13 protein-coding genes and 2 tRNA genes are annotated in these 14,542 nt (G+C 69.4%); 5 read left to right on the top strand and 10 right to left on the bottom strand.

Annotated features, from left to right (window positions below):
• Window positions 1–27: 27 nt before the first annotated feature.
• The 3 genes from ACIQF0_RS41325 to ACIQF0_RS41315 all read right to left on the bottom strand — a co-directional run bounded on the left by ACIQF0_RS41325 (window position 28) and on the right by ACIQF0_RS41315 (window position 4,384).
• Window positions 28–1,332, bottom strand: a complete 1,305-nt coding sequence (locus ACIQF0_RS41325) for a cation:proton antiporter (RefSeq protein WP_401039356.1) — start codon at window positions 1,330–1,332, stop codon at window positions 28–30.
• An 88-nt stretch (window positions 1,333–1,420) separates the two neighbouring features.
• The gene (locus ACIQF0_RS41320) at window positions 1,421–2,764 is read right to left on the bottom strand and encodes an NAD(P)/FAD-dependent oxidoreductase (RefSeq protein ID WP_401039353.1); all 1,344 of its coding nucleotides are present in this window, start codon (window positions 2,762–2,764) and stop codon (window positions 1,421–1,423) included.
• Window positions 2,765–2,959: 195 nt separating this feature from the next.
• A complete protein-coding gene (locus ACIQF0_RS41315; protein ID WP_401039351.1) occupies window positions 2,960–4,384 on the bottom strand; it encodes an MFS transporter in 1,425 nt (474 codons plus the stop codon).
• Between the two features lie 146 nt (window positions 4,385–4,530).
• Here ACIQF0_RS41315 and ACIQF0_RS41310 point away from each other — a divergent pair, with 146 nt between their 5' ends.
• A complete protein-coding gene (locus tag ACIQF0_RS41310; RefSeq protein WP_401039348.1) occupies window positions 4,531–5,442 on the top strand; it encodes a LysR family transcriptional regulator in 912 nt (303 codons plus the stop codon).
• A gap of 5 nt (window positions 5,443–5,447) precedes the next feature.
• Here ACIQF0_RS41310 and ACIQF0_RS41305 read toward each other — a convergent pair whose 3' ends face one another.
• On the bottom strand, window positions 5,448–7,424 hold the full coding sequence (locus ACIQF0_RS41305; RefSeq protein ID WP_401039346.1) for an FAD-dependent monooxygenase: 1,977 nt from the start codon (window positions 7,422–7,424) through the stop codon (window positions 5,448–5,450).
• A 549-nt stretch (window positions 7,425–7,973) separates the two neighbouring features.
• Between ACIQF0_RS41305 and ACIQF0_RS41300 the strand changes: the two genes are divergently transcribed.
• Window positions 7,974–9,785 (top strand): BTAD domain-containing putative transcriptional regulator, encoded by a 1,812-nt coding sequence (locus ACIQF0_RS41300; RefSeq protein WP_401039343.1) that lies wholly within the window; start codon window positions 7,974–7,976, stop codon window positions 9,783–9,785.
• A 51-nt stretch (window positions 9,786–9,836) separates the two neighbouring features.
• On the opposite strand, the gene ACIQF0_RS41295 is transcribed toward ACIQF0_RS41300, so the two are convergent.
• Window positions 9,837–10,541 (bottom strand): SDR family NAD(P)-dependent oxidoreductase, encoded by a 705-nt coding sequence (locus ACIQF0_RS41295; RefSeq protein ID WP_401039340.1) that lies wholly within the window; start codon window positions 10,539–10,541, stop codon window positions 9,837–9,839.
• A 109-nt stretch (window positions 10,542–10,650) separates the two neighbouring features.
• Between ACIQF0_RS41295 and ACIQF0_RS41290 the strand changes: the two genes are divergently transcribed.
• Entirely contained in the window at window positions 10,651–11,208 is a 558-nt protein-coding gene (locus ACIQF0_RS41290; RefSeq protein WP_401039337.1) for a TetR/AcrR family transcriptional regulator, read from the top strand.
• A gap of 23 nt (window positions 11,209–11,231) precedes the next feature.
• Here the strand turns inward: ACIQF0_RS41290 and ACIQF0_RS41285 are convergent, their stop codons facing one another.
• Both ACIQF0_RS41285 and ACIQF0_RS41280 read right to left on the bottom strand, forming a co-directional pair.
• On the bottom strand, window positions 11,232–11,663 hold the full coding sequence (locus tag ACIQF0_RS41285) for a hypothetical protein (protein WP_401039334.1): 432 nt from the start codon (window positions 11,661–11,663) through the stop codon (window positions 11,232–11,234).
• 120 nt (window positions 11,664–11,783) lie between these two features.
• A tRNA-Ile gene (locus tag ACIQF0_RS41280) sits at window positions 11,784–11,858 on the bottom strand.
• Between the two features lie 85 nt (window positions 11,859–11,943).
• Here ACIQF0_RS41280 and ACIQF0_RS41275 point away from each other — a divergent pair.
• Complete coding sequence (locus tag ACIQF0_RS41275) at window positions 11,944–12,405, top strand: GNAT family N-acetyltransferase (RefSeq protein WP_401039332.1); 462 nt, start codon at window positions 11,944–11,946, stop codon at window positions 12,403–12,405.
• Here ACIQF0_RS41275 and ACIQF0_RS41270 read toward each other — a convergent pair.
• Window positions 12,360–13,217 carry an oxygenase MpaB family protein gene (locus ACIQF0_RS41270; RefSeq protein ID WP_401039329.1) on the bottom strand — a complete coding sequence of 286 codons (858 nt, stop codon included), beginning with the start codon at window positions 13,215–13,217 and terminating at the stop codon, window positions 12,360–12,362. The genes ACIQF0_RS41275 and ACIQF0_RS41270 overlap by 46 nt on opposite strands.
• Before the next feature lie 67 nt (window positions 13,218–13,284).
• A tRNA-Asn gene (locus tag ACIQF0_RS41265) sits at window positions 13,285–13,360 on the bottom strand.
• Between the two features lie 143 nt (window positions 13,361–13,503).
• On the opposite strand from ACIQF0_RS41265, the gene ACIQF0_RS41260 reads away from it, so the two are divergent.
• Window positions 13,504–13,785: a hypothetical protein gene (locus ACIQF0_RS41260; RefSeq protein ID WP_360041991.1), complete on the top strand. Its 282-nt coding sequence runs from the start codon at window positions 13,504–13,506 to the stop codon at window positions 13,783–13,785.
• A gap of 6 nt (window positions 13,786–13,791) precedes the next feature.
• On the opposite strand, the gene ACIQF0_RS41255 is transcribed toward ACIQF0_RS41260, so the two are convergent.
• Window positions 13,792–14,532, bottom strand: coding sequence for a trans-aconitate 2-methyltransferase (locus ACIQF0_RS41255; protein ID WP_401039327.1), 741 nt, complete (start codon window positions 14,530–14,532; stop codon window positions 13,792–13,794).
• Window positions 14,533–14,542: the final 10 nt, after the last annotated feature.

The raw sequence follows: 14,542 nt of genomic DNA, 5'->3' as shown, positions 1-14,542 counted from the left end.
CCTTCGAGTAGATGGCGCCGACCGGAGTCAGGCGGCGGGGTCCCGCGTCGTGGCGGGCAGGAATTCTGCGGACGTCGGCGTCCACTTCTCGGCGTCCTCGATGTGCTTCGGCATGGAGAGCCGGTAGATCGGCAGGGCGGCGGCCGTGGTCAGGACGGCGACCACCACCAGCATCGAGAACAGTTGCGGGCTGATCAGCTGGTAGGCGAGCCCGATGTTGATGAAGACGAGGATCATCAGGCCGCGGGCGTTCATCAGGCCGCCGACCGCGGAGGCGTAGCGCCACGAGAAGCCCTGCAACCGCACGGTCAGGCCGCAGCCGACGTACTTCCCGACGAACGCCGCCACGACGATCGCGGTGAGCGGCAACAGCACCTGGAGATCGGTCAGGCCGCTCATCTGGGTGTTCAGCCCGGAGAAGGCGAAGAAGACCGGGAGCAGCAATATCGCGTTGAAGTCCATCAGGCGGGTTGTCAGCTCGCGGCGCAGGATCGGGTTCTGCGGCATGGCGAGGCCGGTGACGAACCCGCCGAACACCGAGAACACCCCGATGAAGTCGGTGAACCAGCTCGCCGCGATCACCACCAGGAGGATCACCGCCAGCGTCTGCGGCTTGAGCTCGCCGTCGCGCTCCACCCTGCGCGCCAGCGGTTTGAGCAGCCGTTTGCCGACGGTGAGCATGAGGCCGGCGAAAGCCGCCGCCCCCAGGATCGTGAGAACCGCGCCGGACGCGTCGCCCGCTTTCGCCAGCGCGATGATGACGGCGAGGATGCCCCACGCGACGGCGTCGTCCACGGCGGCCGCGACGAGCGTCAGCGAGCCGATCCGGGTGTTGGACAGGCCGCGTTCCTGCAGAATCCGCGCCACCACGGGAAAAGCGGTGATCGACAGCGCGCCGCCGACGAAGAGCAGGAACTGCACCTCGGTGACACCCGGCAGGGACAGCCTGTCGTAGAACAGGGCCGCGACGCCGGCGCCGAGCAGGAAGCTCGGGACGATCCCCGACGTGGCGAGCACCGTCGCCTGGCGCACGGCGGGTTTCGTGACGAAGCCGTGGTCGAGGCTCGCCCCGATGAGGAACATGAACAACGCCAGGCCGAACGTGCTCAGCACGTAGAGAACGCTCTTCACGTCGGCGGAGAAGAGGTGCTGCTGCACTCCGGGCAGCACCGCGCCGAACGCCGACGGTCCCAAGAGGACACCCGCGACGATCTCGCCCACCACCCGCGGCTGCCCGGCGATCAGCGCGAGCCTGCCGCAGACCCTGGTGGCCGCCAGCACCACGAACAACGCGGCGAGCACCTTGGTCGCCAGCTCGAAGTTTCCCCCCACGACTTCCTCCCTCGGATGACCGGCCACGAAAGGTGGTCGTGGGCGGCGGCAGGGCACGGTTCGCCGCCGCCCACGACCGGTACCGCTGCTACGAGACGGCCGCGGCTGCGGCTTCCTCGGCGGCCTCGGCCGCGTTGAGGTCCCCGTAGTAGGGGCATTCGAGGTCGCGCTCGAACGGCGCGAAGGTGTTCCACTTCGACTCGGCCCGCAACGCCTGGTTGACCGGGCTGTCGCTCCAGAAGTCGCCGGACAGCAGGCGAACGACGTACTTGTCGTCGTTCCAGCGGGCCTCCGGCGAGTCCATGCCGACGGTGACGAGCCACTTCCGCAGGTTGAAGTCGTAGTCGTAGTAGGCGTGGATCACCCGGGAGTAGGTGTCGTAGCCGGTCTTGTAGAAGTTCTCGTACCGGTGCTGCAGATCCACTTCCCGCTCCGGCGCGCCGAGGAGCGTGTCGATCGTCTCGGCCGCCCGCACCCCGCTCGTCGTGGCCAGCAGCACGCCGGCCGAGAAGATCGGGTCGAAGAACGCGGCCGCGTCACCGACCAGGAACCAGCCGGGACCGGCGATCGTGTCGGAGTAGTAGCAGTAGTCGGTCTCGACGTGGACGTCCTCGGACAGCGGAGTCGTGCCCTGCAACCGGTCCGCGATGCGCGGCAGGCTCGCGACGTGCTTGGCGAACAGCTCCTCCGCCTGGTCCGCCTTGAAGCTCTCCTTGCGCATCACCGAACCAACGCTGATCGTGTCCTTCCAGATCGGGATCGCCCACACCCAGCCGGTCTCGTGGCGGCCGATCTGGATGTCGCCCTCCCAGCCTGGGTTCTTGCTCTCGTCCAGGTTGTTGTAGTGCTGGAAGACCGCGATCATGCGCAGCTGGTCGATGTAGCGGCGCAGCCCCTTGGTCTGGGCGATCTTGCTCGCGCGGCCGCCCGCGTCCACGACGTAGGTGGACCGCACGGTGTAGGACTTGCCCTCGTGCTCGTAGCACACGCCGACCGCGCGCTCACCCTCCCAGAGGATCTCGTGCACGGTGGCTTCCTGGACCAGCGTCGCACCGCACTCCTGGGCGAACTCGGCCAGCACGTTGTCGAAGTGCGCGCGCTCGACCTGCACCGTCGACGGGTACCGCCCCGGACCCTGCCCGTCGAACGGGATGCGGCCGAACTTCCCGGTGGGACCGGAGAACTCCGCGCCGTACTTGGGCACGTAGCCCTGCTCCTTGATCCGGTCGAGGACGCCCATCAGTTCGAACATGCGCATGGTGGGCGGCAGCAGGGATTCGCCGATGTGGAACCGCGGGAGCTTGCGGCGTTCCAGCACGAGCACCGAACGTCCCGCCTGTGCGAGCTTGATGGCGGTGGACGCACCTCCTGGACCGGAACCGATGACCACGACGTCGACGGAGTCCGGGTGCTGATCGGGCGATGAAGCCATGACTGGGTTCCTCCAGATGAACGAATCGTGTTGGCACACAACCGGATTCCGGTCTGGCAACACCGTCGCTCGCTGGTGTCTAGCCACGATCAAGCGGATGTCGAACGGCAGTCAGGGCGCATGTGCCGGAGCGGGGGCGGCGCCGGGACTGTGCCCGGCACCGCCCCCGCTCCGGAGGGGGTGCGCCTGGTGGTCTCAGGTGGTCGTCTTGCGCGCCAACGCGGTCGCGGAGATCCCCGCACCGATCAGCAGCAGCACCGCGGCGACGAGCAACGCCGTGCTCGCGCCGGACGTGGACGCGGTGGTGCTGCTCAGCAACGCGCCCAGCACCGCGACGCCCATCACGGCACCGGTCTGGCGTGCCGAGTTCAGCGCGCCGGAGCCGATCCCGGCCAGTTCCTTGGGCACCGCTCCCACCACCGCGGTGAGCAGCGACGGGATGGCGAACGACACGCCGAACCCGAGCAGGGCGAGCCCGGCGAGCGAGATGACGGTCTCCGGCACCGAGTCACCGTTGAACAGCGCCTGGACCGCCGTGCCGGCCGCCATCATCAGGAAACCCGCCATCGCGGGCCCTCTCGGCCCGACCCTGGCGACCAGCCGGCCGGTGAAGATCGGGTTGAACGCCGTCGGGATCGTCAGAGGCAGGAAGGCGAGGCCGGCGACCGACGGCGAGAAGTGCCGGGTGCCCTGGAAGTACAAGGAGAGCACGAAGAGCACGCCGGACAGGCCGAAGTTGACGATCGCGCCCGCGACCAGTCCCAGCGAGAACGTCCGCGACTGGAAGAGCCGCAGCGGCAGCATCGGGGAGAACTTCTCGGTCTCCTGCCGCCGTTGGGTGAGCACGAAGATCACGGTGGCGGCCACGAACACCGCGATCGACACGAGCACCTCCGGCGCCGCCCAGCCGAGCGGGCCGCTCTGCACCAGCCCGTAGGTCAGCCCGGCGAGCGCGGCCACCGCCGAGACCTGCCCGGTGACGTCGGTGCCCCGGTTGGTCTTGCGCGCGGTCTCCGGCGCGTGCCGCGTGGTGATCCAGATGCTGAACAACGCGACGGGGACGTTCACCAGGAAGATCGCCTGCCAGCCGAACGCGTCGGTGAGCAGGCCGCCCGCCACGGGCCCGGCGACGAGGCCGGTACCGCTCAGCGCGGCCCAGACCCCCATCGCCTTCGCGCGTTCGGCGGGCACGGTGTAGGTGTTCGCGATCAGCGCCAGCGAGGTCGGCACGAGCAGCGCGCCCGCGACGCCGAGCAGCGCGCGCAGGCCGATCAGCACGCCGATCGACCCCGCGAGCGCGGACACCCCGGAGAGGGCGGCGAAGGACCACAGGCCGATCAGGAACACCCGGCGCCCGCCGTAGCGGTCCGACCAGGCGCCCGCCGTGAGCAGCAGCGCCGCGAACGTCAGCGTGTAGCCGTTGGACACCCACTGCAGGGCGGCCAGTCCGCCGCCGAGGTCCGCACCGATCGCGGGCAGGGCCACCGTGATGATCGTGGTGTCCAGCATGACCAGGAAGTAGCCGAGCGACAGCCCGAGCAGCAGCAGTCCACCCGGACGCCCGGTCCGCTCCGCCGGATCGGCCACCGGCGCGTCCGGCCGGATGGGCTTGGTGGTCATCGAAATCTCTCCCCTGACTGACGGAAGGCACGGTCGGACGCCGATGTGAACGTCGTGGGTCCACGATCGTCGCTCTGTGGTGTCGAAAGGAAACAGGCAGTTAAGATGAGTTCCATCGGGACAGCCGATGGATCCGGGGGGAATTCATGGAGCTCAGGCATTTGCGCACGTTCCGGGTGGTGGCGAGAACGCTCAACCTGACGAAGGCGGCCGGCGAGCTGCACTACGCGCAGTCCAGCGTCACCGAGCAGATCCAGGCGCTGGAGGCGGAGCTCGGCACCCAGCTCTTCGACCGCGCCAAGCGCAGGCTCAGCCTGACACCGGCGGGCGAACGCCTCGTCGGGTACGCCGACCAGGTGCTGGTGCTCGTGGAGGAGGCCAGGGCCGCGGTCGAGGACGATCCCGCCGAACCCAGCGGCGCGCTGGTCATCGGTGCGCTGGAAACGTTGTGCGCCCACCGGGTTCCCGCGCTGTTCGCCGGCTATCGGGCGCGTTGGCCCCAGGTCCGGATCTCGCTCAAGGAAGGCGGCCGGGGCGAGCTGTACGGCGCGGTGCAGCGCGGCGAGATGGACGTGTGCTTCACGTTCGGCGACCCGCCGGACGATCCCGAGCTGACGAGCGAGACCCTCGCCACCGACCAGCTGATGATCATCGCACCGCCCGCTCACCCGCTCGCGACGCTGACCGCGGTCGGCGTGCACGACCTCGACGGCGTCGGTTTCCTCGCCACGCCAACGGGGTGCGGCTTCCGCGCGATGCTGGAGCAGGCGCTGCTGAGCGCGGCGCCGAACGGGCCTTTCATCGACGCCGAGGTGGGCAGTCTCGCGGCCCTGTGCAAGTGCGTGACGTCCGGCCTCGGCTGCGGGCTGGTGCCGGAGATCGCGGCGGCCGACCACGTGGCACGCGGTGACGTGGTGGCGATTCCCCTGCAGGGAGCGAACTCCCGGACCACGGTGACCATGACCTGGTTGCGGCGCCAGGAGAACAAGCCGAGTGTGGCGGCGTTGCTCGCGTCCGCGCGTGAGGTGTACGCGGACCTGGCCAGTCCGGTGGCCTGACCCGGTCACCCGGCGGCGACCCGCACCCGCGGTCTGCCGAGCGGCCACGCGGCGACCATGTCGACACGGCCGCTCACCACCGCCACGTGCAATCGCGTTGCCCAGTCGTCCTGCGAGTCCTCCGCCCGCACGCCCGCCGCCCAGCCGTCCTCGCCGTCCGCCAGCACGGGCACACCGCGTTCGGTCCGCAGCCGGTCCGCCCACGCGAGCGCGTGGGACCAGGTCCGCGCTGCGTCACGGCGCGCGTGCACCGCGCACACACCGCCGGCGATCAGCTTCTCGCAGCGGTCCAGGACCCGTTCGGCCCGTGCGGACCACGGCGATCCCACCGGCACCGCGAACCCGGCGAGCACCGCGGCGTCCGGCCCGGTGAGGTCGAGCAGGCCGCCGAGCACGCGGTCGTCGGTCTCGTCGTCACCGCTCGCCACGAACTCGAGCACGAGCGCTCCCGCGGCCAGCGCCGGCGCGGCCAGGTGGGCGGTGGCGGTGTCGAGCACGACCCCGAACACCACGTCGCACTCACGTGCCCGCTCAGCGGCGTCTGACCAGCCGTCGGCCTCATACCCCGCACGCCAGTCGGCGAGCAGCAGCGCGCCTCCCGCGGCGGCGCCGGCACCGGCCTGCCTCACCTGTTCGGCGGCGGTTCCGGCGAGCGGGAGCACGATCCGGTTGCCCAGCGGCACCGAACCCAGCTGCATGGGCAGGTGGAGACCGTTCTCGACGCCGCCGGCCGCGGCGGGACCCATGGTGACGATGGGCGAGCCCGGCACGACGGCCCAGGCCTGGGCGGCGACGTGCGTCTCGGCCTCGTCGATCTCCGCGGCGTGCCTGCGCCGCAGTCCGGGGTAGCCGATGGCCTCCGTCCTGGTGAGGAAGTGCAGGCCGAACTGGGCGGGCGCGAGCCTCGTGCGGTTTCCGAACGTCTCCCACCAGCGCATGCTCGGCTCGGCGAGCGCCTGGGTGCGGGTGATCGGCGGCCTGCGGGCCGCCTCGTAACTCGCGAAGGCCTCCGTCGTAGAACCGGCCCTCGTCAACGCCGCGGACAGCGCGATCGCGTCCTCCATCGCCATCTTGGTGCCGGAACCGACGGAGAAGTGCGCCGTGTGCGCGGCGTCGCCGAGCAGCACCACGCGGCCGTCGGACCAGCGTTCGTTGCGCACCACCTGGAAGTCGGCCCACTTGCTGTTGTTGCCGATCAGCGGCCGCCCGTCGAGGTGGTCGCGGAAGACCTCGCCGAGCAACCGCCGGGTGTACTCGTCGGTCTGGCCGGGTGCCTGCGCTCCGGCGGTGGAGGCGTCCATCCCCGCTGCCAGCCAGGTGGATTCGCTGGTCTCGACGATGAAGGTGCTCAGGCCGTCCGCGAACGGGTAGGCATGCGCCCCGAAAACGCCGTAACTGGTCTGCGCGAACGGAAAGACGACGGCGTCGTAGCGGGCCTCGGTGCCGAACCAGATGTACTTCGCGGAACCGGTCTCCACCCGGCTGCCGAGGCGTCCGGCAAGCTCGGTCCGTGCCGCCGAGTTGACGCCATCGGCCACGGCGATGACGTCCGGCTGCCCCTCGCCCGCCCGTGTCAGGTCGATGCCGCTGTGGAAGACGAGACCGACGCCGGCGTCCGCGGCCTGTTCCTGCAGGACCTGCAGCAGCACCCGGCGGGAGATCGCGGTGAAGCCGTAACCGCCGTAGCGCAGGACGCGGCCGGGCAGGCGCATCTCCATGTCGGTCCACGACACGCTCTCCGACCGGATGCGCCGATGGGTCTCCGGGTCGGCGGCGCGGAACGCCGACATCGTCCGGTCGGAGAACACGACGCCGAAGCCGAACGCGTCCTGCGGCCCGTTGCGTTCGTGCACCTCGACGACGCACGTCGGATCCGCCAATTTGAGCAGCCGGCCGAGAAACAGACCGGCGGGTCCGCCCCCGATGACCACGACCCGCAACGAACGCACTACTACCTCCGCGGTGTTCAGGCACCGTTCCACCGGCGCTCCTGTGGGTGGAATGAACTGATTCATCACCCCGTCGAGCGGATGTCGAAGCGGCGTCGAGCGGGCTGGTCGGTCGTGCCGCGCATTCCCGGTAGTTCCGATCGCAGTCATCGGCATCACCGATCAGAAACCGAACCAATCAGACGAACCGGTGGCCTGAATTGTTACGGCTCTTCCAAAAGCGGACATCTCCCAAAGCCGGGATGAAACGGGCAGAGAGCAGCAGAATCACCCAGCGGAGTGACGGAGAGTGATGGCCTGAGTTCGTCGAACAGCAGATATGACGTTGAGTCAGCAAGGCCCACACCTGCCGGCCGCCCCAGCGCACCGAACTGTCGTGCCGGGCACGACAACCGACACGTCACCCTGTGACCTGCGACACAAGCACTCTCTTGGGGTGACTACTAAAGTCGCTCACATTGGCTCAGGTGGATGTGGGGGCTTCCGACCGGTCAGACATCGTGAAAAAGCGGAATCTCTCCGCGCGGTCACCTGTTCCCCGAATACTCCGACTGCCACGCCGCACTTTGGGGGGAAATCGGAATGCACGTGAACTTGCTCGGCCCATTACAGGTTCAACGCTTCGGAGTCGAGATAGAGATCTCGGCGGCGAAACAGCGCGCGGTGCTCGCGGCGCTCAGCCTCAACGCGGGTCAGGTGGTGCCCACCTACCAGCTGGTCGACGAGCTGTGGGAGGACGAGCCGCCCGCCAGCGCCACCCGGACCGTCCAGACATACGTCTACCACCTGCGCAAGCTGCTCTCGCTCGGCGACGGGCAGGACGGCGACCTGAGCCGCAGCGCCCTGCTCACCCGCACCGGCGGCTACGAGCTGCGGCTGGGTTCAGGGGCGGCGCTCGACATCATCCGGTTCGAGACGCTGGTCGGCACCGCCAGGACCGAGTTCGACCACGAGCGGTTCGCGGAGGCCGCGCACTCGCTCAGAGCCGCGCTGGACCTCTGGCGCGGTCCCGCGTTCGCGGGGGTGGAGATGGGGCCGATGCTGTCCTCGGTCGCCGTTCGCCTCGGCCAATCCCGCAAGAGCGCGGTCGAGCTCCGCGTCGACACCGATCTGCGGCTCGGGCGGCACCACCAGCTCATCGACGAGCTGTACGGGCTGACCAGGCACGAGCCGACCCACGAAGCGTTCTCCGCCAAGCTGATGCTCGCCCTGCACCGCAGCGGCCGCCGGGCCGAGGCGCTGGAGGTCTTCCACCGCCTGCGCGCCCAGCTCGACCAGGAGTTCGGGGTGGCACCGTCCGCGAGCGTGCAGCGCGTGCTTCAGGAGGTGCTGCAGGACGAGCCGATCGACGTCCCCCGGCAGCGGGAGGTCGTCCCGGCCCGGCGCACCGAGTTGCCAGAGCCGCCCGCGCTGGTCGGCCGCGGCCGCGAACTGGCCGGGCTGCGCGAGGTTCTCACGCGACCGAACCACGGCGGCCTGCGCGTGATCGAGATCGTCGGTGCGCCGGGAGTGGGCACCAGCGCGATCGCGCTCAAGGCCGCGCACGATCTCCGCGACCACTTCCCGGGCGGCGTGGTCGTGATCGACCTGGCCGGGACCGACCAGCAGCCGGACTCCGGGGCGGCGCTGATCCGCGACCGGCTGCACCGGGCGGGCGTGCCGATGCCGGCCGTCGCCGACCTGGACGAGGTGGGCAGGCGCTTCAGGGCGTGGAGTGCGCACGGGCGGACACTCGTGATCGTCGATCACGCGTCTTCCGTCTCCGTGCTGGGCGCCCTGCGTCCCGGCGGCCAGGACAGCGCCATGATCGTCGTCAGCAGACTCTGCCTGCCCGGCGCGGTGGGCAACCTGCTGTTCGAGCTCGGCCCCTTGCCCCGCGAGGAGGGGGTGCGCCTGCTCGCCGCACTGTCCGGCGAGCACCGCGTGCGCCGCGAGCCGGAAGCCGCCGGACTGATCGCGGACCTGTGCGAGGGCGTGCCACTGGCGTTGTGCGGCGTGGCGCGCTGGCTGGCCTGCCACCCGTCCTGGCCGCTGGGCCGCGCGGTCCGCGAACTGGAGGCCGACCCACGACGGCTGACCGGACTGTGGCTGGAGGGACGCACGTTCGAAGACAGCGTGCGCTCCCGTCTCCGCGACGTGCCGACGGACAGCGAGACCGCCCTGACCACGCTCGCCGCCGCCCCGGCCCGGCGCCTGTGCACCGGCGGCCTCAGCAGCGTGCTCGGCTGGGCACCCGCACGCAGCGAGACCGCGTTGCACGGCCTGACCAACGCGAACCTCGTCGACGAACTCCCCACCGGAGCGTTCCGCATCCGGCGACTCGTGGCGCACGCGCTGCACACCGTCGCGCGCCCCTCCCCGCTGAAGCACCTCGGGGTCCCGCAACAGGTCTAGCCGGCACGTCAGGCCGTCAGCGCCGACCGCCTGACCTGCTCCCCCGACGCGCTAGCCGAGCACGCTGAACAACTCCTCGGCGCGGTCCCGCTTCACGAACATCTGCCACGCCGTCTCAGCGATGTCGTCCGGGCTCAGCGTGTGCTCGGCCAGACCCGCGTACTCCTCTGGCCGGCTCTCCACCAGCTTGTGGATGTCACTGCGCTCGATGACGCCCCCGATCGTGAGCGTGCCGACGTAGACCCCCTTGTCGGCCAACGCCGCGTTGAGGGTCACCGCGTAGTTCCGCAACGCGGCCGACGACAACGTGAGCGCGCCGAGCACCGGCATCGGCCGCACGGCGCTCAGCCCGCCGGCGAACAGCAGGCCACCCCCGCGCTCCAGCAGACCCGGCAGCACGTGCTGCGTGAGGTCGATCGCCGGGTAGAGCCAGTCCATCGCGGCACGCGCCTCGTCGGACGTGGTCGCCGTGATCTCGGGCGGCAGGCCGCTCAGGTCGGTGGCGGCAGGCCCGTAGTACACGACGTCCACCGGCCCAACGGAGTCCAAAGTGGACCGAAGCTGGTCGACGTCCTTGAGGTCCAGCGCGAACGCCCGCGCGTTCACCCCGGCCTCGGCGAGCTCCGCCAGGAAGCCGGCGTGCCGCTCGCTACGGCGTGAGATCAGCACGACGTCATAGCCCTCGCGACCGAACCGACGCGCGACGGACATGCCGAGCCCGGGGCCGACGCCGAGCACAACTGCGATGGGAGACATGGGTTTCTTCCTTCCGAACGCTAATTCGAGGCCACCCTCGACTTACCGGCCCGACGCTACCGCAAAACTTGAGGGCACCCTCGACTTAGCCGCCGAGTAGGATCCGCCCATGGTCACCGCGTCGAAGCCCCTGCGTGCGGACGCGGCACGCAACCGGGAGAAGCTGCTGGCAGCGGCCACACAGCTGTTCTCGGAACGCGGCCTCGACGTCCCGATGGAACACATCGCCCGCAAGGCCGAAGTGAGCATCGGCACGCTCTACAAGCACTTCCCGAGCCGCGAGGACCTGGTGTCGGCGATCTTCCCGGAACGCCTCGCCGCCCTCGACGTCATCGTCGAGAAGGCACTGGCCGACCCCGACCCGTGGCACGCGTTCACGGTCTACCTCGACGACCTCTACGCCCTGCAGGCCGAGGACCGGGGCCTCAACGACATCCTCGCGACGAACCTGACGAACGCCCCGGAGGTGGTCTCGGCCTGTCACCGCGGGGCAGGCCACGCGGAGATCCTGATCGCGCGCGCCATCGCGCCCGGCGGCCTGCGCGCTGACTTCACGATCACGGACATGGCCACGCTGACGAGGGCGATGGCCCAGGTGATCCGCGATTCTCCCGGCGAGTGGCGCCGCTTCCTGTCGATCTACGTCGACGGCCTGCGCGCCCCGTAGTCCGTGGGGCGTCACGGCATTCCTCAGTAGCGCAGTTCGAAGTCGCGGTGGTCGTCGGGGTCGACCGTCGCGACGAGCTTGTTCCCCGGCTTCAGCCCGGGGTCGTACCTGGTGTCGTGCTCGATCACGAACTCGGGCACGTCCGGACCCTTGATCAGCAACCGGACGCGGACAGTGGGGTCCTCGCTGATCGGCTCCACGGACAGGACCACGGCGGTCGCGGGCAGACCCACCTCGTCCAGGCGCAGCAGCCGCCGCTTGGCGCGCGTGGTGCCGCGCCACACGGCGATGCCCAGCGGCAGCAGCACCACGGTGAGCACGATGCCGACGGTGCCACCGTCGTTGACCGCGTAGACGATCGGTCCGGTGACCATCAACGCCACGGCGAAGAGGCGCAGGATCACGTTGTTGCCCCGGTTGGCCCCGCTTACTTCGACGAACCCGTCCTCCGCCATTCCGGCACTTTAAGCGGGTCGCGGGGTGCCGTGGGCCGGGTTGGCGCGAGTGCTGCCGGAAACCGGGACAGACGATCAAGTCTGGATCTTCGAGGAGCCCATTTGCGCTGGTAGTTCTAGTGGGGAAGGTGGGGCTCGAACCCACGACCTGACGGATTATGAGTCCGCTGCTCTGACCAACTGAGCTACTTCCCCCCGCTCACGCTGCGTCGTGGAGGATACCGATCACGCCGAACGGCCCTTGCGCACCCCCGTGGCGAGCGACACATAGGCTGGACACGTGCGTTTGACCCTCCGCGACTTCACCCCGGCGGACGAGCCGGAGGTGCTGGCGCTGTTCGCCCACTGCGACGACTGGTTCCAGGCTGCCACGGGCCACCCCTCCGGACCCGGCGATGTGCAAAGTCTCTTCTACGCGTTGCCGGAAGGGGCCGCGTTCGAGCAGAAGCACCTGCTGGTCGCGCAGGCTCAGGGCATGATCGGGTTCGTGGACCTCGTGGTGGACCACCCCGCGCCCGGTCACGCCGACATCAGGTTCTTCCTGGTGCCGAAGGACCTGCGCAGGTGGGGCATCGGCAGGGAGATGGCGAAGGCACTGACCGAGCGGTTCCCGGAAGTCACGCGCGTGCAGGTGAGGCTCGACGACTTCAAGCCCGGCAACGAGTTCCTGAAGGCCATGGGCTTCGTGCTCAACGGTCAGCGGGCGGTGCTGGAGCTCGCGCCCAGGTCCGACGGCCGGTAGCCGCTCGGGTAGCCCGGATAGGTGCGGTTGGGGGTGCTCGTGAGCTTGAAACCCTTCCGCACCGGCATCTGGCGCACCACGAACGCCCTCAGGCGCAACGCCCGGCGTCCCACGGCGCCGACCCACGAAGGTGGCGCGGTGAAGCCGAACGCGCGCACCATCACCGGGTCCAGCATCGCGACCACGGCCCGTGCGACCACTGGGCGCGTCACGGACGGGTACCACGAGCAGAACAGGTCGAGCGTGTACTGGCCGATGCGGCGGTTCGACGGCGCGAACACGAAGTGCTTCTGCTCGTAGGCCGTCTTGAACGCCAGGAACTCGTCGTAGCCGGCCGGGATGTCCCGGATTCCCATGCGGGCGCCGACCGCGCGGTAGAAGTGGAAGCCCGCCAGCCGTTCGTTGTGCGTGAGCGGGCGCCAGCCGTAGCGCTGAAGCCAGTCGATCGGGTCGTAGATGAACGTCGACAGCACGTAGCGCATGTCGTCGTTCGAGATGTCGTAACGGCCGTGCTGGCGGTTGACCACGCGCAGCGCCTCACGTCCGCGCGGGGAGTCGTAGCCGTGCTCCACGAGTTCGGCCATCAGGATCGCGGTGTCGTCGTAGCGCTTCTGCGGCCGCCGTTCGAACTCGCCGGTGCGTTCCAGCAGGCCTGAGATCGTCGGGACGCAGTACGTGCGGAAGAGCGCCATCTCCAGGGACTTCTGGTAGTCCCACGGGAACTCCAGGCCGGCCGAGATCCGCATGATCTCCTCGTGGTCGGCGACCGGGTCCAGCGAGGAGATGCGACGAAGATTCGCGTAGCGGGCCATGCACCCCAAGCTGGAGCAAACCCGTACAAAGCGAAAGACCCCAGTCGGTGGACTAGGGTCTAGGCGATGGCTCCCCCAACTGGACTCGAACCAGTAACCCTGCGATTAACAGTCGCATGCTCTGCCAATTGAGCTATGGGGGAATGTTCGGTTGTTCTAGCTTGTCAGGCTTGGTTCCTCCTGACAGTGGGTAACTCTACATGAGTCGCGAAAGGGGTTTTGCAGGCACCCCCCACTTGGCGGCAGCACAGGTCTTGACCAGGCACGATGCGAGAGGAGACGTCACATGAAGGGCATCTTGGTCGGCGCGGCGATCGGCTACGTGCTCGGCGCGAAGGCCGGGCGGGAGCGTTACGACCAGATCGTGCGCCTCTGGCACCGCTTCACCGCGAACCCGACGGTGCGCAAGACGGCGGCACAGGCGAAGGACAAGGCGTTCGAAGCCGCAGTTCAGGCCAAGGATCTGGCCGCGGACGCCGCCGGAAAGGCAGCGGAGAAGGCTCCCTGGCGCCACCAGGAGGAGACCAACGGCAAGGTCGCCACTCCGCCGGTGACGCCGCGACCGTGACAGGCCTCACACCTGCGCGACCGCGAAGATCCTCCTGAACGGGAACCAAGTGGTGCCGTCGGCTCGCTGCGGGTACGCCTCACGCAGCCGCGGCGCCAGTTCCGCGACGTACGCCTCCCAGTCCGTTGAGGACAGTGCCGCGCGCACGGGCCGCAACGCCGTGCCAGTCACCCATTCGAGCACCGGGTCCGGTCCGGTGAGCCGCTGCACGTAGGTGGTCTCCCAGACGTCCGCGACAGCGCAGTCGCCGAGCAGGTCCGCGTACTCCACGGGAGCCAGAACCGGTTTCTCCGCACGGAAAACGTGCGCCAGCGACTCCCCGGCCACCTCACGGATCAGCCGGTGCGACGCGTCCGCGTAGTTGCCGGGGACCTGGAACGCGAGCCACGCGCCGGCAGGCAGCGCGGCGGCCCATTTAGACACGATCGAGGGATGTGACGCGACCCACTGCAGGACCGCGTTGGACACCACGACATCGGTGTCCGGCAACGGTTCCCACGTCGTCACGTCGTTCACGCGGGCATCGACACCCGCGGCCCGCGCCGCCTCGACCATCTCCGGCGACGAGTCGAACGCCTCGATCACGGCCCAAGGCCACCGCGAGGACAGCGACACGGTCAGATTGCCGGGCCCGCAGCCCACGTCCACCACGCGACGAGGCTCCGAAGCCTGTACGCGCGCCACAAGTTCGTAGAACGGCCTCGCACGGTGATCGGCGAAGGCCAGGTACTGCGCCGGATCCCACATACGGCTAACA

It is taken from the genome of Lentzea sp. NPDC092896 (assembly GCF_044754905.1).
Classification (GTDB): domain Bacteria; phylum Actinomycetota; class Actinomycetes; order Mycobacteriales; family Pseudonocardiaceae; genus Lentzea.
This window is presented reverse-complemented; position numbering and strand designations above follow the sequence as displayed.